Below are 21679 nucleotides of genomic sequence, written 5' to 3' on the forward strand. Positions count from 1 at the left end.
TTCTCAGGAGCCCGAACCGGCCCGCAGTACGCCCTCGCGGAACGCCGAGAGCCGGTCGCGGACCGCCTCCGGCGAGTCGGTGACGGCCGCCGACCGTGGCCGGCTCTCCACCGGATGCGGGGCCGGGCTGCCGGAACGCTTCTTCGGCGGGCGCCGGCGCAGGCCGTTGGCCGTGTGCCCGGCCTCGTCCGGTGCCGCGTACGTCACCGGCGGATCCGGCACCACCACGAACTCGATGGTGTCCGGGCGCAGGGGCGTGGTGGCGGTCCGCGGCGGCGCGGGAAGCGGGGGCGGCGGCGCCGTCGCGGCGGGCGCGGTGGGCGCGGTGATCAGCGCGGCCGGCAGGGCGACCCGCGCCGTGACACCGGTGACCGGCGACGGTGCGAGCTGCACCTGGACACCGGTCTCGGCGGCGAGCCGGCCCACCACGAAGTGACCGAGGAACCGGGCCGGCGCCATGATGAAGTCGCCCTCGCCGCGCAGCCGCTGATTGGCCCGGCGCATCTCGTCCAGGTTCATGCCGACACCCGAGTCGATGATGGCGATCAGGTAGCCGCCGTCGACGATCCGGCCGTGCACCTCCACGTCCACGTCCGGCGGCGAGAACACCAGGCCGTTCTCGATGAGCTCGGCCAGCATGTGTACGACGGTGCCCACCACCGAGCCGTTGACCAGGACGTCGTCGACCCGCCGCAGGGTGACCCGGCGGTACTCCTCGACCTCGCTGACCGCGGCCCGGATGATGTCCGCGATCGGCATCGGCTCCGTCCACTGGCGGGGGTCGGCCGCGTCGACCAGCACCAGCAGGCTCTCCGCGTTACGACGCATGCGGGTGGCCAGGTGGTCGAGTTCGAACAGGTTCGCCAGTCCGGTCGGGCTGGCCTCCTCGGCCTCCAGTTCGGTGATGAACCCGAGCAGGCGCCGCAGCAGGTTCTGGTTGCGGTGGCCCAGGTTCGCCAGCGACTCGGCGGTGGCGCGGCGCATCCTCGCCTGCGAGGTGGCCAGCGTGTACGCCGTACTCTGCACCTGCTCGAAGGCCTCGGCGACCTTGCGAACCTCGATGCTGGCGCCCGGGTCGACGCGGACCGGCGAGGGGCGGGTGTCGCGGCTGACCGCCTCGGGCAGCGACTGGGCGCCGATCCGGCCGGCCTCCTCGGCCAGGGCGGCGAGCGGCCGGGCCAGCCGGCGTGCCGCCACGATCGCCAGGAAGATCGCGCCGCCGACACACAGTGCCAGGATCGCGGCCAGCACGGCGAGCCGCCGCGTCGCCTCGTCCTTGATCTTGGCGGCGTTGTCCTGCGCGATGCCGCCCATGTCCTGGCCGGCCTGCAGCAGGATGTCGAGCACGGTGCCGGACGCCTCCCAGTAGACGTCGGGGTTCACCTTCAGGGCACGACCGTCGGCCGCGGCGAGCGCGGCGTTCTCCATCGCCACGACCTGCTTGCCCGCCGGGGTTCCCAGGACCAGATTCTGCGCCTGTACGGCCGCCGGGTTCCCGTACTGGTTGAAGGCCAGGATCGCCGAGTCACGGGCCGACTTCGCCGAGACGAACTGTACGAACTGGCCCGGCCCGAACCGGCCGGCCGAGAAGACACTGTGCAGGAGCACGCGCTCCTGGGCTGCGGACTCCTTGGCGATGCTGAACATGCTGAGCGTCGCGTAGTTGCGGCGCAGCTCGCTGTCGTCGACGCGGTCCAGGCCGAACTCGATGTTGATCAGGCGGGCGATCACCGCGCTGTAGAAGGTGGCCGTCTCGGGCAGGGCGCCGGTGCCGGCGTCGGTCGCGGCACGGACCGCGGTGAGACCGCCGAGGTCGGCCACCACCGCCGCGACCCGGTCCTCGACCTCGCCGCCGTCACTGATCAGCTCCTGCACGGCGACACGCCGGAGATCGACGGACTGGCGTGCCGGGGCGAGCTGGGCGCGGAAGTCCTTCTTGCCGCCGAGCAGGGCGAGAGCCAGACCGCGCTCGGTCTGCAGGCCGTCGGCCAGGTCGAGCACCGCGAGGTCGAGCGTGACCGCACGGTCGGTCTGCGTGGCGGCGCGATAGTTGTCGATCTCACCGGACGCGATGACCCCGAGCAGGGCGAGGATGACGGCCACGGGCAGGGCCAGGGTGCGCCCGATGCGGCCCCGGATCGTGCCGCCGGTGCGGTGGCGTGCCAGGCTCCGTGCGATGCGATCCCGGACCGAACCGCCGGTGTCGCGGCGCGGTGACGGCACGATCGTCTCGTGCTTCGCGGGCACGCGATCAGCTCCTCTACAGCCTTATGTGCTCGTTCACATAGACGAGCGGGTGGCGCCTATGGGTAGTTGTCAGGGGAGAGGGTGACGTCATGCGGTCGGGAGAGGATCACTCTCTGCTTCCGCCGCATCAGAATCTGTGTTGCAACGTTCATGGTCAATAGCTGTTTGTATGAATTTACCGGCGTTGCAAGGAGGGCGCATCCTGAGCGTCGTCCGAGCGGGGCCCGAGGAGGGTGGTGCCGTTCAGCGTTGCGCCGTGATCCGGCGGCCGTCCAGAGAGCGACCGGCGAGTGTCGCGACGAGGTCGCTCATGGTTTCCCTCCCGAAGGGGGTCAGGCGTCGCGGCGGGTGAAACTGATCGCCCCGGCGGCCAGGGCGAGCAGCACATAGGCGGCCGTGACCAGGGCGGCACCGCCCTGCGAGAGCAGATAGGGATGGTCGCTGCCGGCCAGTTGCGGCGTGAGGTTCGGCAGGAGGATCGAGGCGAGTCGCAGCTGCCACACCGTCGGCAGGAAATGGGCGAAGATCGGTGCCACCAGCACGAGTGCGCCGATGATGGTCAGGGCCGCGGCGGTGGACCGGACGACGGCGCCCACACCCATCGCCACCAGGCACGTGACCAGGACGATCACGGTCGCGCAGAGGACGGTCGGGATGGCGTCGGTCCACTGCGGCCAAGGGTTGATCGGTTTCGGGCGGTCGCCGAGCAGCAGGCGCGCGTCGGCGAAGGCCAGCAGGGCGAAGAGCGCCCCGCAACCGAGGCCGACGAGTCCGGCGACCGTCGCCTTGGCGCCCAGCAGAAGGCGGCGCTGCGGTACGGCCAGCATCGCCGGGCCGATCGAGCGAGTGGCGTATTCGCTGGTCACAAGCATGGCGCCGATCGCCCCGACGAAAAACATCACGAACGGCATGGTCACGACGGTCGGGTCGGCGGTCTCGTATTTCGCCTGCTCGGCTGGGGTCGCCGCGTCGTAGGAACTCACCAGCATGAACAGGATCAACGCACCCAGCGCCGTCGCGGCCGTGCCACCGGCGAGGAACGCCCACGTCGACCGGAGGCTGCGCACCTTCATCCACTCGGCGGCGACCGCGTCCCGCCACGTCCGATCCAGCAGGTCACTCATCAGTTGATCTCCTTCGTAGGGGCGACGGCGGGGGAGGAGGCGGCAGCGGACGAGGAGGGAGGGGCCGGGGTGGTGGCCCGGTAGTCCGCTGCCGCGCTGGTCATCTGCAGGTAGACGTCCTCGAGCGTGGCGCTGCGTGGCGTCAGTGCGTGGATCGGGATTCCGGCGGACGCGGCGGCGTCGCCGATGGCCGGAGCGTCCACGCCCACGGTGATCAGGTCGCCGTCGGCGGTGCGGGTGACGGTGGCGCCGAGCCGGCTCAGGAGGATGGTGAGCTCGGTGGGGCGTGGGGTGCGTACGAGGACGTCGCGTTCGAACCGGTCGCGCATCTCGGTCACCGACGTGTCCTCCAGCAGACGGCCCCGGCCGATGATCAGGACCCGGTCGACGGTCACCGCCATCTCACTCATCAGATGGCTGGACAGCAGAACCGTGCGGCCCTCGGCGGCCAGCGACCGCAGCGTGGACCGGATCCACCGGATGCCGGCGGCGTCGAGGCCGTTGACCGGCTCGTCGAGAAGCACCACCGCCGGATCGCCGAGCAGCGCACCGGCGATGCCGAGCCGCTGCCGCATGCCGAGCGAGAACCCGCCGACCCGCTTGCCGGCCACACTCTCCAGGCCGACCTGCGCCAGCACCGCCTCCACCCGGGCGCGGCCGATGCCGTTGCTGCGGGCGAGGCACGCCAGGTGGGTGAAAGCGCTCCGGCCGGGGTGGGCGGCGTCCGCGTCGAGGACCGCGCCGACCTCGTGCAGCGGGTGGCGGATCTCGGCGTACCGGCGTCCGTTGATCAGCGCCTCGCCCGCGGTGGGCCGGTGCAGGCCGAGCATCATCCGCATGGTGGTGGACTTGCCGGCACCGTTCGGCCCGAGGAAACCGGTCACCACCGCTGGCCGGACCTCGAAGGACAACCGGTCGACCGCCGTCGTCGGTCCATATCGCTTGGTCAGCTCCCGCAGCTCGATCATGCGTCCCATGGTGTCGGCGGGGCGGGGGTCCGCGAGTCTGACCGAGGTCGGAACCCAAGGTATGACCTGGGTCAGACGCGCCCCGCAGCGATCCCCGGATAGCGTGGGCGGGTGACACGGGCCGAGGCAGTTCAGGTACGCGGCACGCTCATCGACGCGGCCGTCGCCGTCGTGCTGACCTACCAGATCGTCGCCGCGGTCCTGGATCCGCCGGGTCCCGCCTACACCGGACCGGCCGGGTTCGCGTGGCTCGCCGCTGCCGCGACCGGGCTGCCGCTCGTGGTGCGCCGCCGCTGGCCGGTGCCGGTCTTCGCCGTCGTGACCACCGCCGCCGCCGTCGCCACCGCCGCCGGGGTGGTCGGCTTCGGCGTCATCTTCCTGGCCTGGATCCCGGTTGCCGTCGCCCTCTACAGCGCGGCCGCCGTCACCACCCGGCTTCCGGCGGCGTCTCTGCTGATCGCCGGGCTGGCCGCACCCGGGATCACTATTCCCTGGCTATACCTGCGCACCGGCGTGACGCCCGCCTCGGCGCCGGAGAGCGAGGCACCACTGTGGTGGCAGGTGGAGACCGGCATCGCCGTCGTCGTCATCGCCGCCGCGTGGGCCGCGGGCCGGCTCGTCCGGTGGCGGCGCGACCTGCAGGCCGAGGCGGCCCGCCGGCTGGCCCGGGACGCGGTCGCCGACGAACGGCTGCGGATCGCCCGCGAGCTGCACGACATCGTCGGCCACAGCCTGAGCCTGATCACGGTCAAGGCCACCATCGCCAACCATCTGGCCGAGGAGAAACCGGCCGAGACACGGGCCGCGCTGCAGACGATCGAGAGGACCAGCCGGTCGGCGCTCACCGAGATCCGGCGGCTGCTCGACGTGATGCGGGACGACGGCGACCCGGCCGCCGGGAGGGAACCCACGCCGGGGGTGGGCGACCTGCCCGGCCTGGTGGATCGGATGCGGTCACCCGTACTCCACATAGATCTTGATCTGACCGGGACCGGCGACCTGCCGGAAGCGGTCGGGCTCACCGTCTTCCGCATCGTCCAGGAATCCCTGACCAACGTGATCAAGCACGCCGACGCGCGCCGATGCGGGGTGACGGTGCGGTCCGGCGCCGGCGAGGTCCACATCGAGGTGATCGATGACGGACGGGGACGGGCGTCGTCCCGCCGGCGGCGCACCGGGCAGGGGCTGATCGGAATGCGCGAACGTGTTTCGATGTACGGCGGGCGGCTCACCACCGGTGTCCGTCCGGAAGGCGGGTTCCGGGTGACCGCCGTCATCCCCTGCACACCGGCCGAGGAGGATGCGTGACCGTCCGGGTGCTGCTCGCCGACGACCACCCGCTGATGCGGGAGAGCTTCCGGGCGCTGCTCGACGCGACGCCCGGCCTCACCACCGCCGGTGAGGCGGGCACCGGCGCCGAGGCCGTCCGCCTGGCCCGGGAGCTGCAACCCGACGTGGTCCTGATGGACGTGCGGATGCCGGAGATGGACGGCATCGAGGCGACCCGCCGGATCTGCGCCGGTCCGGACACCGCCGCGGTGCGGGTGCTCATCCTGACCACGTTCGATCTCGACGAGTACGTGTATGCCGCGCTCCAGGCCGGCGCCAGCGGGTTCCTCGTCAAGGACGCCACCGCCGCCGAGCTGCTCAACGGTGTCCGGCTGGTGGCCGCGGGCGAGGCCCTGCTCGCGCCACGGGCCACCCGCCGGCTGATCGACGCCTACACCGGCAAGGACAGACCCTCATCCGGTACGCCGCGCGGCCTCGACGCCATCACCGACCGCGAGCGGGAGGTGCTGTCCCTGATCGCCGCCGGCCTGTCCAACACCGAGATCGCCGGCCATCTCCACCTCGGTGTCGGCACCGTGAAGACGCACATCGGGCGCCTGCTGCACAAGCTGGCCGCCCGCGACCGCGCCCAGCTGGTGATCGCCGCCTACGAGTCCGGCCTGGTCAACGCCCGCGGCGGCCGCGGCTGAGCGGGGCGGGTCACTGGGTCCTCTGGAAGGCGTCGAGCCGTTCGCGGACCTCGGCGGCGACGTCCACGAAGAGCAGGCGGACGTCACCGAGCTCGTCGCTGCCGCGGACGTGACATTCGAGGTCCGCGGGGCCGTCGGGCAGCAACACCTCGAGGGTGACCGACTCGCCGGGGGCCAGGCCGTCGACCAGATCGATCAGTGCCTCCTCGCCGAGGTCGTCGACGTCCAGATCGACGATGACGCGCGCTCCGCCCAGCGACAGGTCGATCGCCAGGCCGGGGAACATCTGACCCGAGGGCAGGATCAGCACGACCGGCACCTGCACGGACACGCGCCGTGAGCGTCGCCGGTCGACGGCGCCCACCGTCGTGTCCACCCGCATGTACACGCCGGGCATGGCACCGGCGGGTGGGGGAACCACCGTGCCCACGATGCTGAAACCGGTGCCGTTCTGCGTCCAGAGCAGGGCCACGTCGACACCGATCATGGCGAATCCGGTGAGGCTCAGCCGGAGCGTGCCGTCACTTTCCCGGGTGACCCGGCAGGCCCGGGCCGGGCCGCCGCCGAGCGACGCACTGGCGGTCGGGGCGGTCCACGGCTGCGGTTCCTCGGTGGTCTTGGCCATTGTCGGATCTTTCTGGCGTACGGATCGCGGCCGGAGCCTCTCCTCAGCGACGGTACCGTCGCGAACGGCCGCTCATGTGCAGGTCAGCGCGTCAGGCGACGATCAGGGTCCGGCCGCGCGGCGAACCGGCGGCCGCCTGGCCTCGTCGCTCCGGCCGGACCAGCCGATCCCTGCGGAAAGCGGTCATTGAGGACTGCACGTACGGTCAGTGGTGTCGGACGGACAAGGACACCAGGATCGGACATGTGGCAGACACGTACCGGGCGGTGCTGGCGGTCGTCGCCGAGCCTGGCTCGCCGCCATGGGGTGATCTGAAAGACGATGTGCTCCGGGTGTCCGGACTGGAGCGGTCGGAGGCCGAGCACGCGCGTTCGGGTGACGCCCTGCTGATCCTTCTGCCGCCGACCGCGATCGGACGGCTTGGCGGCGGTTTCGTGCAGGACCTGGCCGACGGCCGGGCGGTGCGGCCGGAGCGGCTCCGACTGGGTCTCGGCCTGGACGTCGGTATGTGTCACCACGACGGCAGGGGCTGGTTCGGTGACGCGGTGACGGCGGCCCGATCGCTGGCGGAGGTGCCCGCGGAGGGCGAGGCCGACGTCCGCCTCGTGATCAGTGACGCCGCGCGTGAGCTGATGTCCGGGGCCGCCCCGGTCCACACCGCACTGAGCCGGACCGCTCCCGTGCCGGTCCGATCCGGGGTGTTCCCGGCCATGGTGGAAGCGGTGGACGCCGTCGCGGCGCCGGTCGCGGCGTTCGCCGAGCAGCTCCCGGTGCTGCTCTCCGCCGATGTCGCGCCCGCCGACGTCCTGGCCTGGATGTACCGGGCGCTCGGCGTCGACAGTCCGCAGTTGCTCGACGACCGGCACGGCCGCCGGCTGCTCGCCGGGCTGATCGGCTGCTATCGGCGGCGGGGCACCGCCCGTGGTCTCGCCGACCTGATCGAGTTGCGTTACGGCGTCGGTGCCGAGGTGATCGACCCGGGTGCGACCACCTGGTCCGCGGTCCCGCAGACGCCCGCCCGGCAGCCGGCAGCCCCGGTGATCGTCCGGCTCGGCACCGGAGAACGGCTCGGTGCCGGAGAACGGCTCGGTGCTGGAGAACGGCTCGGTGCTGGAGAACGGCTCGGCGCTGGAGAACGGCTCGGTGCCGGAGAACGGCTCGACGGCCTGGACGAGGTCATCCGGTCGGCGCTGCCGGTCGGTGCCACCTATCGGGTGTCGGCGGCGGATCACCTCGACTGATCGGGGCCTGTTCGCCATCTGGCCTGGTGACCACGCCCGTCACCGGCCACTGTGCGGTAGCGATCGAACAGACGGAAGGAAGCTCTCGATGGGCCTGGTGACGCTGGCGAGCCTTGGTCCGCTGGGTGAGGAACTCGGCGCCGGCGGACAGGGAACGGTGTACGCGCTGCCGCGGTCGCCGTCGCTGGTCTACAAGGCCTACTCCGGCGACGCTCTCGCCGACCTCGACGCCGGCGTGCTCACCGACATGATCGGGTTGCCGGCCGGCCTGTCCGAACGGGACCGGCGCGACCTGCTCGCCGCGGCCGCCTGGCCCCGCGACACGGTCACCGACGACGGGCGGGTCAGCGGGTTCACCATGCCGCTGGTTCCGGGGCGCTTCCACACCACGCTGAAACTCCCCGACGGCCAGCGGCAGAACCGCCTCGGCCAGACCCAGCTGCTGCTCAACCGGTCCGACTACCTCGACCGGGTCGACATCCGCGTCGACGACCGGTTCCGTCTCGACCTGCTGGCCGACATCGCCGGCACCCTGCGGCTGTTCCACCGGCTCGGATTGACGGTCGGTGACCTCTCACCGAACAACCTGCTGTTCAGCCGGGCGGGGAAACCCCTGTGCCACTTCATCGACTGCGACGCGATGCAGCTGAACGGGCGTACCGTGCTGCCGCAGGTCGAGACCACCGACTGGGAGGCGCTCTCCGAGGACGGCGCGATGGCCGCCAAGGACAGCGACGTCTACAAGTTCGTGCTGCTCTGTGTCCGACTGTTCGCCGGTGACCAGAGCACCACCGATGCGGCGGCGCTGCGCCGGGCCGGCGCGGGTGTGCACGCCCTGGCCGTCCAGGGGCTGAGCGGATCCGTGTCCCGACGCCCGGACCTCGCGAAATGGGAGAAACAGCTGCGGGCCGCCCGGGGTGCGCTCGGTGAGCCGGTGGCGCCACCGGCTCCGAAGCCGAGCCGGACGCGGGTGGCGCCGAAAGCGCCGCCGGTGTACGCGCCGGTCGCCGTCCGGACGCCGTGGTTCAACCGTCGCCGGCGGCGGCGCCTGGCCAAGTTCGCGGTCGTCGCGTGCCTGCTCGGCTACGGTGTCACCCACACGCAGCAGATCGAGTCGTGGCTCGGCCAGGTGGCCGAGGCCGTCGCCGCCGACGACCGGGCGCAGGCGCAGGCCCAGGCCGACGGGATCGCCGCGCTGCTCGACTCCTCGGCGCCGGTGCGCACCAAGGTCAAGACCGCGATCGGCAATCTCTCCAAGTGCAGGAGCCTCAAGAAGTCGGTGTCCGACCTCGGCGCGGCCGCGGAGGCCCGGCAGCGTTCGTACGCGGCCGCGAACGCGCTGGTGGTCACCGACGTCGACGACGGCGCCGAGATGAAAGGCCGGCTCGTGGAGGCGTTCCGGCACTCCAAGGCGGCCGACGAGGCCTACCGGGGCTGGGGGCAGAAACTCATCAAGAAGGGCTGCGGGAAGTCGGTGCTCAACGGCCCGGACCGCAAACGCGGAGACCAGGAGTCGGTCAAGTCCACCCAGGCCAAGAAGGACTTCGTCAAGATCTGGAACGTGGTCGGCCCGCAGTACGGTCATCAGACCTTCGAGTATCAGAACATCTGAGCCCTACGTACCGTCGTCGGCCAGCTCGGTCAGTTCGGCGATGCCGATCAGCACCACCCGCCGGCGTCCGGTGACGACCAGGTTGTCGCGGCGCAGATCGGCCAGGAGCCGGCCCAGCGAGCGGTGTGAGGTCAGGGCCAGGCCGGCGAGATCGTGCTGGGACAGGGCGAGGTTGATGACGATCTCGCCGCCCGGTTGCGCGTCGCCGTACCGCTGACCCAGATGAAGCAGCAGCGCCGCCAGCCGCTGCCGGGCCGATTCGGCGCCGGCCGCGGCCCGGGAGAGGTCCGCCTCCCGGAGGCGGGCCGACAGCGTACGCCGTAGCATCGCGGCCACCTCGGGGTCGGACCGGACGAACGGCCCGAACTGGGCGGCCGGCAGCCGTAGGGCCTCCACGTCGGTCATGGCGGTGAGGGTCGCCGAGCGCAGACCGCCGTCCGCGCCCGCCAACTCACCGACCAGCTCGCCCGCGTCGCGCAGGCCGAGGATCGCCTGGTAGCCGTGCCGGCCGATCGCGGAGACCTTGACACAGCCCTTGAGCAGCACGAACGCGAAGGTGGAGGAGTCGCTCTCGCGAACCAGCACCTCGTCGGGACCGAACCGCAGGCGGGTGCCCATCGTCATCAGGGTGTCGCGCTGATCCTGGCGCAACGAGTGCCAGAACAACTCCCGGGGGTGGCCGAGCGTCATCGCCCCATCGTATGTCCGAAGTCGACCCGAGGAACGCTCAGACCAGTTGAGCTATCAGCGTGATCACGAGCACCAGGATGGTCAGGGCGGTGACCCCCTTGATCACCGCGGCCCGCACCGGACGGTCGGGGACCGCCGGCTGCGGCGCCGGGACCCGGATGACAGACGGCGCCGTCGTGGCCGCGGGCGGCGGGGTGGCCCGCACGGTCCGCCGTGGCGACGGCACGGGCGCGCCGATCCGGGCGGTCCGCAGTGTTCCCAGCCAGTCGCCCATCGACGGGCGCCGCGTCGAGTCGGCGTCCAGGCTGCGCCGGGCCAGCACACCCAGCTCGCTCGACACGCCGGCGAGGGCGGTGAGGTCCTGCCCCATCTGGTCCTGGGCGAAGAGCCGTGCCGCGAGCAGCCCGAACTTGTACGAGTCGCTGGCCGGCGTCGCGATCGGCTCGTGACGGTTGCCCCGTACCCCCCACTCCGGTGTCTCCACCTGGTCGAGGACGTCCTGGCCGCGCAACCGCATCGCGTCGCAGTCGATGAAGAAGCAGGCCGGGTTCCTGATGTCGACGAGCAGGTTGTTCGGTGACAGGTCCCCGACCACGATGTCGAGACTGTGCAGCCGGGCCATGACGTCCGCGATCGCTTCGAGCAGTTCGAGACGGACCCGCCCGTCGATGTGGATGCCCTTGCGGTTGAGGTAGGTCTGGGGGTTGAGGAGGTACTGCAGGGCGGCGGGCGCCGTCGCGCCGTTGTCGCCCCAGGGCATCCGGAACCGGTCCGGGATACGGCGCATCAGGAATCCGCTGACCTGGCTGCCGTTCAGCACGACCGCGGCCGGCCAGGCCGTGTTCTCGCAGAGCCAGCGGCCGTCGGCCGCATCCAGCGACGGGACGTAGGCGACCATCTGCCGCATGACCTGCGGATCGAATTTCGTCCCCGGCAGATACTCCTTGTACGCGGCCGACCAGATCTTGTTGATGCGGATGCGGTCGGTGAAGTAGACGACACCCTGGCCACCCTCGCCCACCCGGACCAGCGGCTCCAGCACCGGGCGCGGCAGATGATGGACGTCGTTGCCGATCACCCGGTCACCTGCCCGCGGGGTGGTGCGGCCAGAGCGCGAACAGGGTCCGGTCGTCGTCCCAGGTCTCGAACGAGAAGTCGAGGTCGTTGGCGAACTTCAGCACCGGCGGCACCTCGCTCAACGTCCTGACGAAGTGGTCGCCGACCGCATTCTCGCCGTCGCCCAGCGCGTCGCCGAATCCGTCGGTGCCGACCAGCAGGATCTCGCCGGGCAGCACCGACCCGGACCGCACGCTGTTCGACGGAACCCGGGGCAGGGCGACGACCGCGTTGCTGACGACCTCCTCGCCCCGGCGGTACTTGGTCGGCGCGAGGCAGCGGTACCGGCGTTCCCGTGGGTTCAGCATCCACGCGCTGGAGTCGCCGGCCTGCACGAAGGTCACCTTGGCGCCGTCCGCCTCGGGCATCACACAGCCCGCCACCAGGGTGGTGGCCATCTGCTCCTCCGCCGCGGCCTTGTCGATCCGGGACAGCCCCAGGGAGATCCGGGCCTGCTCGCACACCTGCCATGCGGCGCTCTGCAACAGCTCGGACCAGTCCACCGCCTCCTCGGGCGAGTTCAGCCCGGCCGTCATGTAACCGATCGCGGCCCGGCAGGCGGACGTCGCCCCGATGTGTGACAGCGGGGCGTTGCCGACGCCGTCGGCGACCGCGAACAGCACCGCCCCGGTGGGCCGGTGCCAGGCGACGGCGACGTCGTCCTGCCGGGGGTCGCCGGTGTACCGATGGGCGTATCCGCGTGCCGAGGCGACCCGGATCGTGAAGTGCGGGGTGCTCCAGCCGTCCGCGACGTAGTCGGGACGGTAGGCCTCGGCGTTCGGCGGTTTCGGCCGGAACCACGGGATCGGCCTGCCCACGACCGGCGGATCCCACGGGGTGGGGTCGGGCGGCGGCGCGGGCGGCGCCTTGCGACGTGGTGAGGGCGCCGGTGGGTCGGCCGGGACCTGCTGCTCGGGTGTGCGCCCCCGGTCCTCGATGACCGGGGCGCGTTGCTGGTCCGGTTGCACGTCGTGAACACCTTCCCGGGTCACCCGTTGTTGACCGCCGTAGACGTTGCCGCGGTTCTCCTGCGGGTAGCCGTCGGAGGACGGGCCCGGAGGCTGCCACGTGCGGCGCCGGGCCTCGTCCTCCTCGTCGCGGTAGAAGAACCAACCTATGAGTCGCTGTACGACGTTGGGCATCGTCAGACCACGTCGATCGCCATCTTGAAGTTCTGCGGGCGTTCGACGACGAGCTCCGGCTGCGCCGACCCGACGGTCCGGCCCGACTTCACGATGCTCTTGGTCAGCGCCGCACAGAACTTGGCGATCTCCGCGCCCAGGTCGCTGCCGGTCGACACGAACGCGTAGTCCGTCTGCGTCGCCACGTCCAGCATGGTCTGCGGGTGCACGTCGCCGATGCCGCACGCGATGATGTTCGGCGCGGCCGTCGTGAGGTTGCGGTCGACCAGTTGATCACGGGTCCTGCGCCAGCCGTCGCCGTCGGTCGGCTGGCCGTCGCTGAGGAAGAACACCGCCGGGCGGTGCACGGTGTAACCCTGGCCCTTGAGGGAGGCGACATCGGCCGGGATGCGGGCCCGGAGATCTTCGAAGACCTTGCCGTACGCCGTCTGCGTGCGCGCCATCAGCTGTGGCAGCTTGTCCTCGTGCCGCAGGTCGGCCATGGCCAGGCGCAGCTGCACGTCGTTGGAGAACCCGAGGATCGTGAAGCGCACCTTGGCCGCGGCCATCGGCTCGCCCATCAGGGCGCCGTGCAGCTGAGCCAGACCGTCGTTGAGGTTGCCGATGTAGTTGCTCATCGAGTAGGACTCGTCGGCGACCATGTAGACCGGGAGCAGGTTCCCGGAGTTTCCTGCCATTTCAGTGACTCGCTCTCCCCGGCGTCAGCCGGATCGGGATGGGACGACGGTCAGGAAGCGGTGGCCACCCGGAAGTGCGGGGGCATCGGGAACTCGAGGTCGGGCCTGCCGTCGAGCAGCGACCGGCCGTAGGTGATCAGGCACCGGGTCAACGCGTCCCAGAACTCGCCGATCGCGCGGTGGACGTCGGCTTCGGCTGCCGCGACGTACCCGAACTCGGGTTTCGTGGCGATCGACGCGATGTGCCGGCTGGTCGCGCCGCCCACCCCGCAGGCCACGATCTGCGGCGCGTACCGGTGGGTCGCCGGGTCGGTCAGCCGGCTGTACGGGGTCTGCCAGAGCCCCTCGTCGGCCGGCGGCGCCGCGGCGAGCAGGAAGACCAGCGGCCGCCGTACGGTGATGCCCTGGCTCTTGAGCGAGTCGACGTCGGGACCGATCCGGCCGTACAGGGTCTCGAACGCGTTGGCCCAGCCGGCCGGCCCGCGGGAGGTCAACCACGGCGCGGACGTGCCCGCGTCGACGGCGGCCATCGAGAGCCGTGGCGCCACCTGGTCGGCGAACCCGAGTACCGAGATGCGGATGGTCGGGGCGATCGCGGGCACCCGGCGCAGGCCGTCCAGCAGCCGTTGCAGGCCGTCGCCGAGGTCGTCGAGGTAGGGCGCGGCCTCGGTCGACTCGTCGACCAGCAGATACACCGGCTGCACGCCGTCGGCGGGTGACCACACCTTGGTGTGCGGGTCCTGCTCCAGCACCACCGGCGGTTGCTCCGTCCCCGGCCCGGCCGGTGCCGGCTGGTTCCCGGGGTTCCCGGCCGGCAGCACCGGCGGCTGGTTCCAGGCGCCCGGCCCGATGCTCGGCGGCGCCGTCGGGGCCAGCTGGTAGGCCTGTGCGGCCGCCTGGACGAACGGCTGGAACTGCCCGGGCGGCACCACGCCGTTGTCCATCATGAACTTGATGAACTCGGTGGTGCGTACGCTGTGCGCGTCCTGCACCTGCATCGCGGCCCGCTCGTGTTCCAGCAGCATGGCGGTGACCTTCTCGGTGTCCTCCGGGTGCCGGATCAGATGCTCCCGGGCCATGTCGGCGGCGGTGAGCCCACGGGCGGCGAGGGCGGCGCGTTCCTTCTCCTGCGCGGCGAGTTTCGCCGCCTGCATCGCCGCCTCCCGCTCCTGGCGTTGCCGTTCGCGCTGCATGTCGACCAGGTGCTGGTCGGCGTCGGTGTTCAGGGCCCGCCGGGCGTCGCGGCGGGTCCGGAAGTACTCGGCGGTCGCGTCGTCGGGCCGCAGCCGCGGCGTCACCTCGAAGACGGTGATGCCGTCGGGCAGCGCCGCCGGGTTCAGGAACTCGCTCTGGATGGCGCGTTCCGCGGCGCTCGGGTTGTCGACGTCGAACCGGGACGTGATCGACTCGAGGACCCGGACGAGATAGGTGTAGACGACGGGAAGCGCGTCCCGGATGTTGCGGCGGACGATCTCGCACGGGTCGTGCACCTTGAACGCCACGTCGATCGTGGCGATGAAGTGGTGGCCGTCCCGGGTGCGCAGCGGTTTGCTGGCCAGTTCGGCGGTCCGGCGGTGGTCGCTCAGGTCCACGTCGTAGCGGGTCCGGCACTCGCTGAGGAAACGCTGACCGAACGATCGGGTACGCCCGGAGTAGTAGACCAGCTCACCGGAGGCGGTCGCGTACACGACGGCGACGTTGGGGTCACGGTTCGGCTCCGGACGGAAGAAGCCCTGGACCGGGGTCTGGCTGAGCACGAGTGGCACGGAGTTGGTCATCAGAGTCCTTCCGTGGATATTCCGGCCTTCGGGCCGGGGAGGAGACGAGATGCCCTGCGGAGCAGGACAGGTATAGCCGATCCGCCATGCAGGGGGATCGGTGTCAGGGCGGCCACCCCAGCGCTCAGGTGTTCGTACGGGTGTTCTATCCTCTGTGGATGGTCGAGGGCGTGGAACGCGGGTACCGGTACCGCTTCTACCCCACTGCTGAGCAGGCCGTTCTGTTGACGCGGACGTTCGGGTGTGTGCGGCTGGTCTACAACCTGGGGTTGCAGGCCCGGCGTGACGCCTGGCAGCAGCGGCAGGAGACGTTGGGTTACGGTGCGACGTCGTCGTTGCTGACCGGGTGGAAGCAGGCGCCCGACTTCGCGTTTCTGAATGAGGTGTCGTGTGTGCCGTTGCAGCAGACACTGCGGCATCTCGACGCCGCCTACCAGAACTTCTTCGCCGGCCAGGCGCGGTATCCGCGGTTCAAGTCGAGGAAGCACTCGTCGCGGTCGGCGGAGTTCACCGGTAGTGGGTTCACCTACCGTGATGGTGAGTTGCGGCTGGCGAAGCTGATGGACACACCGTTGGATGTGGTGTGGTCGCGGCCGTTGCCGGATGGTGTGGTGCCGTCGACGGTGACGGTGTCGCAGGACCGTGCCGGCCGCTGGTTCGTCTCGCTGCGCGTCAAGCGGCCCGTTCCTGCCGCCTCGGGCTCCACGGCGGCGGTCGGGATCGACGCCGGCCTCAACCGCCTGCTGACCCTGTCGGACGGCGAACCGGTCGATAACCCACGGCAGGAACGTCGCGAACGTGCCGCCCTGGCGCGGGCGCAGCGGATCCTGGCGCGGAAGGAGAAGGACTCCTGTAACAGGGAGAAGGCGCGGCTGCGGGTGGCACGGGTGCATGCCCGGGTCGCCGACCGGCGCCGGGACATGTGGCATCAGGTGACGACTCGGCTCGTGCGCGATAACCAAGTGCTCGTGATCGAGGACCTCGCCGTGACCAACATGCTCCGCAACCACACGCTGGCGCGGGCGATCAGCGACGCCTCGTGGGGCACGTTCCGGACCCTCCTGGAATACAAAGCCGCCGAGTACGGGCGGACGTTGATCGCGGTGCCGCGCTGGTACCCCTCGACCCGCCTGTGTTCGGTGTGCGGGGTCCGGGCGGAGAAGATGTCGCTGTCGGTGCGGGAGTGGATCTGCACCGGCTGCGGTACCGAGCATGATCGGGACGTGAACGCGGCCCGTAACATTCTGGCCGCCGGGCTGGCGGTGACGGCCTGTGGAGCTGACAGAGGACCTCAACGGGGAAACACCTCCCGGGCGGGCAGTCGGCGATGAAACAGGAACGACTCTGGGGCGACCCAGTGGAATCCCCGTCCCTTCAATGCGGGGAGATGTCAACTGGACCCGTTCCTCTTGGCGAGTTCGGCTTCGACGGCGTACGCGGTGAGTGTCTTGGGCTGCAGGTTCTCCGGATCCCGCCATTGGGTGAGATGGGCGCGGAGGTTGAGTTCGACGGGATCGGCCCAGCCGATCGAGCTGGGCAGCGCGGCCAGCATCCGGGCGAAGGCGGTGCGCACGTTCTCGTCGGCCTCGGCCAGGTCGGCCCAGCGGGCCAGCGCCCGGCCCGCGGTGACGGCGAGCAGACCGGACAGCAGCACCCGGTGCCACATCTTGAGCAGCTGATCGCGGGTCCGGCCGCGGTGATCGCGGTCCGCGGCCCGCAGCAGCCAGGGCCACGTCGCCTCGCCCTCCGCCTCGGCGGTCAGGTTCTCGGCCAGCCAGAGGAAGACGAAGGCGCCGCTGAGCAGCCGGCGGTCGTCGTGCAGCCAGCTGCCGACCCGGCGCAGCACCCGGGCGGCGTTGCCGTCCTCGTCGGCCAGCAGCAGGTCGGCCATGCTGTCGCCGATGCCGCGGGCCACCCGGCGGTCGTCGACGGTGGTCAGCCGCTCCAGGGCGTTGAGCGCCCGGTCGGGGTCGTGCGGGCCGAGTGCGACACCCCACACCCGGGCGGCGGTGGCCTGCCCGGCCCGGTTGCCCGCGTTGTGGTACCAGCCGGCGACGACCGCTTCCACCAGCGGCCGCATCCGCGGGTCCTCGGCGGGCAGGCTCAGCGCGTTGGCCGCCACGTCACGCAGCCAGAACTTCTCGCTGGCGCCCATCGGCGCCAGGGCGAGCCGGTAGACGAAGTCGAACGAATGCGTGGCGAACAGGCCCAGCGCGGTGCCGGCCCAGATGCGGACCTCCTCGGACTTGTTCTCGGCGAGCAGCTGGAGCCAGTTGAGCAGCGGCCGCTGGATCCGGTACTCGCACCAGACCCGGCTCAGTACGTCCCGGGCGTAGTCCTTCGCCACGTACTCCATGACCTCGGCCGGCGCGTTGCCGAACGGGCCGCGGACCGTCGCGGTGGACACCTGGGCGCGCAACAGGCGCAGCAGCTCGACCCGGGTGGTGGTGAACGGATCGCGCCACGGCGGGCGCGGGTTGCCGCCGTCGGCACCCTCGTGCGGGCCGTCGAGCATCTCGGCGAGGCAGTCGGCGGCGAAGACGACCATCTCGAAGGGCAGTCCGTTGAGCACCGCGAGCGCGATGGCCAGGCACCGGGTGGGCACGTCCGGCAGCCCGCCGAACCAGATCTCGAAGTCCTCGGTGGCGCGTTCGGCCCACCGTTGCCGTAGCCGCGTGATGTCGACGGTGGCGCCGTCCAGGTTCAGACCGATCATCTGGGCGAGGTCGGCGGCCGCCTTCATGGATCGGTCGGCGGCGAAGACCTGCCCGGTGAACTCGGCGAGTTCCGGGTCGGCGAGCAGCTTCTCGGTGGCGTCCGTCGGCTTGCGCAGCTGCCAGGACAGGTGGGCCGTCAGCACGACCGACTGGTCCCGCGGAGCGGGCAGGGTGACCACGTATCGCATCAGGTCGGCGTCGGCCGCCGCGGCGTCGGCGGTGATCGTGATGATCAGCCGGGCGTCGATGTCGTGGAGCGTGGTCTCCAGCTTGTCGAGCACCCAGGAGGGCAGGTCGCCCCAGGCGAGGGGCTCGCAGAGCAGGAAGCCGGAGGAGCGCGGCAGCGGGTCGTCGCTCTTGGCGTCGGTCTCCAGCCAGTGGCCCAGCCGGCGCAGGTCCACGTTGCGGTCGATGTTGAAGATCCGCCGGTCGGGCGGTGACTGCAGGAGGCGGATCGCGGCCGCGGACTTGCCGTGACCGGGCTGGGCGCGCAGGACGATCACCCGCTTGTCACCGATCGCCTTACGTACGCCCGCCCAGCCGTCCGGCTCGACGAAGGCCCGCCGGACCGGTTCGCTCATCAGCGCGCCGAGCGTCTGCAGCGGGGCGGGCTGTTCGTCGCCGAGCGTGAACACCGTCTTGTTGCCGGCGACCATGTCACCGACGATCTTGAGCCGGGCGTTCTCCATGTTGCGCTGGCGTTGCCGCCCGGCCCGGCCGTCCACCTGGGCGGCCTGCGGGTCGGAGGAGTCGACGGTGGTCTTGAGCTCCCCGTCCGGTGTGACGTCCGGCGGGGCCGGCTTCGGCGCGGCCTGTTCCGGCGCGGACGAGGCGCCGCCAGGGTCCGGTGTGGCCGGCGCCGGCGCCGGGGCCGGGCCACCGGGCGCGGGTGCCGAGCCGGCGGCGGGAGCCGGCGCCGGTGCGGCTGCCGGCGCGGCCGGAGGCGGATCGGGCGGCGTCACTATCGACCGCCTTTGACGATCTTGGTGATGACGTTGTCCCCGTTGTGCTCGACCGGGCCATTGAAGGTGAAGCCGCCCGGCGAGGGCTTGGGCTTCTTGGCCTTCTTCGGCTTCGGGGGCTCCGGCGGAGGCGTGACCGCGGCGGTCACACCGGGCGGGTACGTGTAGCCCGGCACGTGGATCCAGGCGATCTCGTCACGCAGTTCCTTGGCGTTGATCGCGACCTGCTCGAAGGTGGACGAGTCGACCGAGCGGTAGTCGTGGCGGATGACGTCGTCGAACACCTGACGCGAGACGATCAGGGCGAGATGCGCCTGTTCGGCGGCGGCCAGCGCCTCCTTGAGCGGAAGCGCATCGACGAGCCGGGCGGTGGTGTTCACGGCGGCGCCGACCCACCCCTCGCCGTCGTGCTCGCACAGTCCGTGGTGGACCGCCACGCGCAGCCGGATCCGGGCGATCGGGGCGGTGGTGCGGGCCTTCTCGGCCAGGCCGAGGTTGAGCCGGTGGACGAAGTCTCCCACCCAGCTCAGCACGGAGGCGTCCGGGTCGATCATGAGGATGCCGTCGCCCCGGTCCTCCTGGGCGACCCGGGACGGGTCGAAGCCGGCTTCGGCGAGTGCGGTGCGGACGATCCGGTAGAGATCCTCCCGTACCTGTTTCTGCACGGGATTGGGTCGGGCACCGAAGCCTTCGATATCGACGAGCGCAATTGCATGGAAGGCCGGTTCGGGCATGCGGATGCTCCCCGGGTGAGGATGACCATGTCGGATAGCACTGTGTGCAGTGCGCCCCCCGATGAACAGGCCAAGTGGCAAGCTGTCCGAATCTTCCGGGGCTCGGCGCCGTCTCAACGTAGGTTGCCGATGTCCGAGTTGCTCTCAGCTACACGAACACAACGCAGAGCATGATCGGTTGATTGCCGCCCTCCGCCTCGTTGGGTAGCGTCCGTCCCTTTTGGTGTCGCGCGTCACCCGAGGGTGACTTTGATCCGATGACCGACCGAGAGCGGCAGGGCCGTCCGGAGGAGGGGAATGATCGTCCGGGCGACCCCGGGCGTGTTGCCCGACGGATCCACCGGGGACAGCCCGATGTGGACGCAGTCCTGAACCCCGGGCAGGGTGAACAGCAGTTTCTTGACGGTGGACTCGTGCACCGCCTCACCGAACGGCCAGCCCGTGCCGTGCTCCCCGCCGGTCAGCGGGTGCAGGAAGGCGTACAGGGCCCGCTCGGCCCGATCGCGAACCTCGGCGGGATCGGCGCCGGCGACCGGACGGATCTCGGCGTCCACCGTGACGCCCTGATAGTGCGGCGGCATCACATGCAGCCGGGTGGTGAGCAGCCGCCGCTCGTCGAGGTGATCCCGCACGGCCTCGAAGGTCGTCGTGGACGGCCGGAGGTCGTCGGCCGACGGCCGGAGCTCCCGGCCACTCGGCGGCGTCGCCACCAGCAGCACCTGCACGGTGCCCGAATCCTGATCGGCGACACAGCGGACCCGGCCCAGCGACGGGTCCGCGCGGCGGGCGAGTTCCTCGTGGTCGGCCGCGGTGACCGCGCGATCACCCGCCCTGAGCAGTCCGGGAGCGCGTCGCCAGAGCTCGGTCTCGCTCTCGGCGTCGCTGCCGCCCCGCGCCGGCGCCGGGTTGTCCACGCGCACCCCCGGAAGGTCCGCGCCGAGCTCACGCAGGGATCCGGCCGGGACGTTGCCCGCCGCGCCGCCGCCGGTCCAGTATCCGCGGACGCGAACCAGCGAGCCGGCCGGCGGCACGGCGCCGATCGGCGACCGCGATCCGTCGGCGGCCGGCACGGAGGGCGGAAAGACGACCTCGCCGCCCGTGACGTCGAAGCGGACGTGGTGGTCACCGGGCCGGGTGCCGCCGAACGACTCGACCGTCCGCCAGGTCTGCCAGCCGTCCGCCGTGGAGGTCTCCACCACCGGGTCGTGGCCGGGCACGACGGCCGGGCGTTCGCGCAGACGGAAACCCTGGCCGGCGGTGCCGTCGCTGATGCCGAGCGGCTCCTCGGCGATGCGGTGGGCGTGCACGGCGAGAGCCTCCGCGGCCACCGTGCGCACGTCGACGTCACCGGGGGCGGAAGCGCCGGGGAACCGGAGCCAGGCCGCTTCGAGCCCGTCCAGGTCGTGCCGGACGTGGCCCGGCGCCGGCTCCAGGCACAGCGTCTCACCCGGCGCGGGCCGCAGCCGGCACGGCAGCCAGTCCCGGCCGTCCCAGGCCTCGGCGGCGCGGGCGCCCACCACACCGGTCAGCTCCACGGCGGTCCGGTCGATCGTCCCGGCGAGACCGGTGTACACGTCGCCCCGGTCCTCGAAAGTGCGCAGGACCCGGTTGGGGACCACCCGCAGGGTCTGGGCCAGGGTGAACGACGGCGGCCCGATCCCGGTGCCGGCCGGGATCTCCAGTGTGCCGGTGAGCGGGGTCCCGAAGGTGAACCGCACCGAGGCCCGCGCGGCGTGCGGCCCGCGCGGCCGGAGTCCGATCAGGTCCAGCAGCGGTCCGCGCAGGCCGTCGGCGAGCGAGCCGAGCCGGTCGTGCAGATGGTCGACGAGCAGGGCCGCCGACGCCAGGACGGCGTCCTCCTCGGTGCTGATCGGACGGTCGGTGCCGGAGTCGGCGAGTCGCCGCCGGAGCTCGGCGCGTGCCTGCTCGACGAGATCGGGAAAGCGGCGATCATCGAAGAGGGGCCATCGATCGATCATCCGTTATCCACCTTTTGGGGAGGAAAGTCCGGTCCGAAGAGATCCTGTCGCATCACCGACGGGACAGGGATAGTCACCCGCAGATGAT

The 21679-nt window shown here is 71.3% G+C and carries 17 protein-coding genes; 5 read left to right on the top strand and 12 right to left on the bottom strand.

Going from position 1 to position 21679, the window contains the following annotated elements:
• Positions 1–3: 3 nt before the first annotated feature.
• From ACFO0C_RS09035 to ACFO0C_RS09045, 3 genes are all read right to left on the bottom strand, one after another.
• Positions 4–2247 (bottom strand): sensor histidine kinase, encoded by a 2244-nt coding sequence (locus tag ACFO0C_RS09035; RefSeq protein ID WP_378066108.1) that lies wholly within the window; start codon positions 2245–2247, stop codon positions 4–6.
• A gap of 332 nt (positions 2248–2579) precedes the next feature.
• A complete protein-coding gene (locus ACFO0C_RS09040; protein ID WP_378066109.1) occupies positions 2580–3371 on the bottom strand; it encodes an ABC transporter permease in 792 nt (263 codons plus the stop codon).
• The gene (locus ACFO0C_RS09045) at positions 3371–4339 is read right to left on the bottom strand and encodes an ABC transporter ATP-binding protein (RefSeq protein WP_378066110.1); all 969 of its coding nucleotides are present in this window, start codon (positions 4337–4339) and stop codon (positions 3371–3373) included. The genes ACFO0C_RS09040 and ACFO0C_RS09045 overlap by 1 nt, the downstream gene beginning before the upstream one ends.
• A gap of 111 nt (positions 4340–4450) precedes the next feature.
• Between ACFO0C_RS09045 and ACFO0C_RS09050 the strand changes: the two genes are divergently transcribed.
• Both ACFO0C_RS09050 and ACFO0C_RS09055 read left to right on the top strand, forming a co-directional pair.
• Entirely contained in the window at positions 4451–5647 is a 1197-nt protein-coding gene (locus ACFO0C_RS09050; protein WP_378066111.1) for a sensor histidine kinase, read from the top strand.
• On the top strand, positions 5644–6318 hold the full coding sequence (locus ACFO0C_RS09055; protein ID WP_378066112.1) for a response regulator: 675 nt from the start codon (positions 5644–5646) through the stop codon (positions 6316–6318). Before ACFO0C_RS09050 ends, ACFO0C_RS09055 begins: the two co-directional genes overlap by 4 nt.
• A 10-nt stretch (positions 6319–6328) precedes the next feature.
• Here ACFO0C_RS09055 and ACFO0C_RS09060 read toward each other — a convergent pair whose 3' ends face one another.
• A complete protein-coding gene (locus ACFO0C_RS09060; protein ID WP_378066113.1) occupies positions 6329–6943 on the bottom strand; it encodes a PilZ domain-containing protein in 615 nt (204 codons plus the stop codon).
• 245 nt (positions 6944–7188) lie between these two features.
• On the opposite strand from ACFO0C_RS09060, the gene ACFO0C_RS09065 reads away from it, so the two are divergent.
• Positions 7189–8184, top strand: coding sequence for a phage tail protein (locus tag ACFO0C_RS09065; RefSeq protein ID WP_378066114.1), 996 nt, complete (start codon positions 7189–7191; stop codon positions 8182–8184).
• A gap of 88 nt (positions 8185–8272) precedes the next feature.
• Positions 8273–9796 carry a hypothetical protein gene (locus ACFO0C_RS09070; RefSeq protein WP_378066115.1) on the top strand — a complete coding sequence of 508 codons (1524 nt, stop codon included), beginning with the start codon at positions 8273–8275 and terminating at the stop codon, positions 9794–9796.
• A 3-nt stretch (positions 9797–9799) separates the two neighbouring features.
• On the opposite strand, the gene ACFO0C_RS09075 is transcribed toward ACFO0C_RS09070, so the two are convergent.
• The 5 genes from ACFO0C_RS09075 to ACFO0C_RS09095 are packed head-to-tail and all read right to left on the bottom strand — an operon-like array spanning position 9800 to position 15199.
• Positions 9800–10486, bottom strand: a complete 687-nt coding sequence (locus tag ACFO0C_RS09075) for a Crp/Fnr family transcriptional regulator (RefSeq protein WP_378066116.1) — start codon at positions 10484–10486, stop codon at positions 9800–9802.
• A 37-nt stretch (positions 10487–10523) separates the two neighbouring features.
• Positions 10524–11564, bottom strand: a complete 1041-nt coding sequence (locus ACFO0C_RS09080; protein WP_378066117.1) for a hypothetical protein — start codon at positions 11562–11564, stop codon at positions 10524–10526.
• A 4-nt stretch (positions 11565–11568) separates the two neighbouring features.
• Positions 11569–12744: a protein phosphatase 2C domain-containing protein gene (locus tag ACFO0C_RS09085; protein WP_378066118.1), complete on the bottom strand. Its 1176-nt coding sequence runs from the start codon at positions 12742–12744 to the stop codon at positions 11569–11571.
• Between the two features lie 2 nt (positions 12745–12746).
• Entirely contained in the window at positions 12747–13421 is a 675-nt protein-coding gene (locus tag ACFO0C_RS09090) for a vWA domain-containing protein (protein WP_378066119.1), read from the bottom strand.
• 50 nt (positions 13422–13471) lie between these two features.
• A complete protein-coding gene (locus tag ACFO0C_RS09095; protein WP_378066120.1) occupies positions 13472–15199 on the bottom strand; it encodes a hypothetical protein in 1728 nt (575 codons plus the stop codon).
• 158 nt (positions 15200–15357) lie between these two features.
• On the opposite strand from ACFO0C_RS09095, the gene ACFO0C_RS09100 reads away from it, so the two are divergent.
• A complete protein-coding gene (locus ACFO0C_RS09100; protein WP_378066121.1) occupies positions 15358–16530 on the top strand; it encodes an RNA-guided endonuclease InsQ/TnpB family protein in 1173 nt (390 codons plus the stop codon).
• A gap of 59 nt (positions 16531–16589) precedes the next feature.
• On the opposite strand, the gene ACFO0C_RS09105 is transcribed toward ACFO0C_RS09100, so the two are convergent.
• The 3 genes from ACFO0C_RS09105 to ACFO0C_RS09115 all read right to left on the bottom strand — a co-directional run bounded on the left by ACFO0C_RS09105 (position 16590) and on the right by ACFO0C_RS09115 (position 21591).
• Positions 16590–18878: a hypothetical protein gene (locus ACFO0C_RS09105; protein ID WP_378066122.1), complete on the bottom strand. Its 2289-nt coding sequence runs from the start codon at positions 18876–18878 to the stop codon at positions 16590–16592.
• The gene (locus tag ACFO0C_RS09110; protein WP_378066123.1) at positions 18878–19612 is read right to left on the bottom strand and encodes a hypothetical protein; all 735 of its coding nucleotides are present in this window, start codon (positions 19610–19612) and stop codon (positions 18878–18880) included. Before ACFO0C_RS09110 ends, ACFO0C_RS09105 begins: the two co-directional genes overlap by 1 nt.
• 233 nt (positions 19613–19845) lie before the next feature.
• The gene (locus ACFO0C_RS09115; RefSeq protein ID WP_378066124.1) at positions 19846–21591 is read right to left on the bottom strand and encodes a putative baseplate assembly protein; all 1746 of its coding nucleotides are present in this window, start codon (positions 21589–21591) and stop codon (positions 19846–19848) included.
• Positions 21592–21679: the final 88 nt, after the last annotated feature.

Origin of the sequence: Actinoplanes subglobosus (assembly GCF_042650585.1) — a bacterium.
GTDB classification, from domain to species: Bacteria; Actinomycetota; Actinomycetes; order Mycobacteriales; family Micromonosporaceae; genus Actinoplanes; species Actinoplanes subglobosus.

Bases quoted from the DNA above. Each gene is read 5' to 3' on its own strand.
- ACFO0C_RS09040 (WP_378066109.1), bottom strand. From the start codon at position 3,371: ATGAGTGACCTGCTGGATCGGACGTGGCGGGACGCGGTCGCCGCCGAG.
- ACFO0C_RS09045 (WP_378066110.1), bottom strand. From the start codon at position 4,339: ATGATCGAGCTGCGGGAGCTGACCAAGCGATATGGACCGACGACGGCG.
- ACFO0C_RS09060 (WP_378066113.1), bottom strand. From the start codon at position 6,943: ATGGCCAAGACCACCGAGGAACCGCAGCCGTGGACCGCCCCGACCGCC.
- ACFO0C_RS09070 (WP_378066115.1), top strand. From the start codon at position 8,273: ATGGGCCTGGTGACGCTGGCGAGCCTTGGTCCGCTGGGTGAGGAACTC.
- ACFO0C_RS09075 (WP_378066116.1), bottom strand. From the start codon at position 10,486: ATGACGCTCGGCCACCCCCGGGAGTTGTTCTGGCACTCGTTGCGCCAG.
- ACFO0C_RS09085 (WP_378066118.1), bottom strand. From the start codon at position 12,744: ATGCCCAACGTCGTACAGCGACTCATAGGTTGGTTCTTCTACCGCGAC.
- ACFO0C_RS09090 (WP_378066119.1), bottom strand. From the start codon at position 13,421: ATGGCAGGAAACTCCGGGAACCTGCTCCCGGTCTACATGGTCGCCGAC.
- ACFO0C_RS09095 (WP_378066120.1), bottom strand. From the start codon at position 15,199: ATGACCAACTCCGTGCCACTCGTGCTCAGCCAGACCCCGGTCCAGGGC.
- ACFO0C_RS09100 (WP_378066121.1), top strand. From the start codon at position 15,358: ATGGTCGAGGGCGTGGAACGCGGGTACCGGTACCGCTTCTACCCCACT.
- ACFO0C_RS09110 (WP_378066123.1), bottom strand. From the start codon at position 19,612: ATGCCCGAACCGGCCTTCCATGCAATTGCGCTCGTCGATATCGAAGGC.
- ACFO0C_RS09115 (WP_378066124.1), bottom strand. From the start codon at position 21,591: ATGATCGATCGATGGCCCCTCTTCGATGATCGCCGCTTTCCCGATCTC.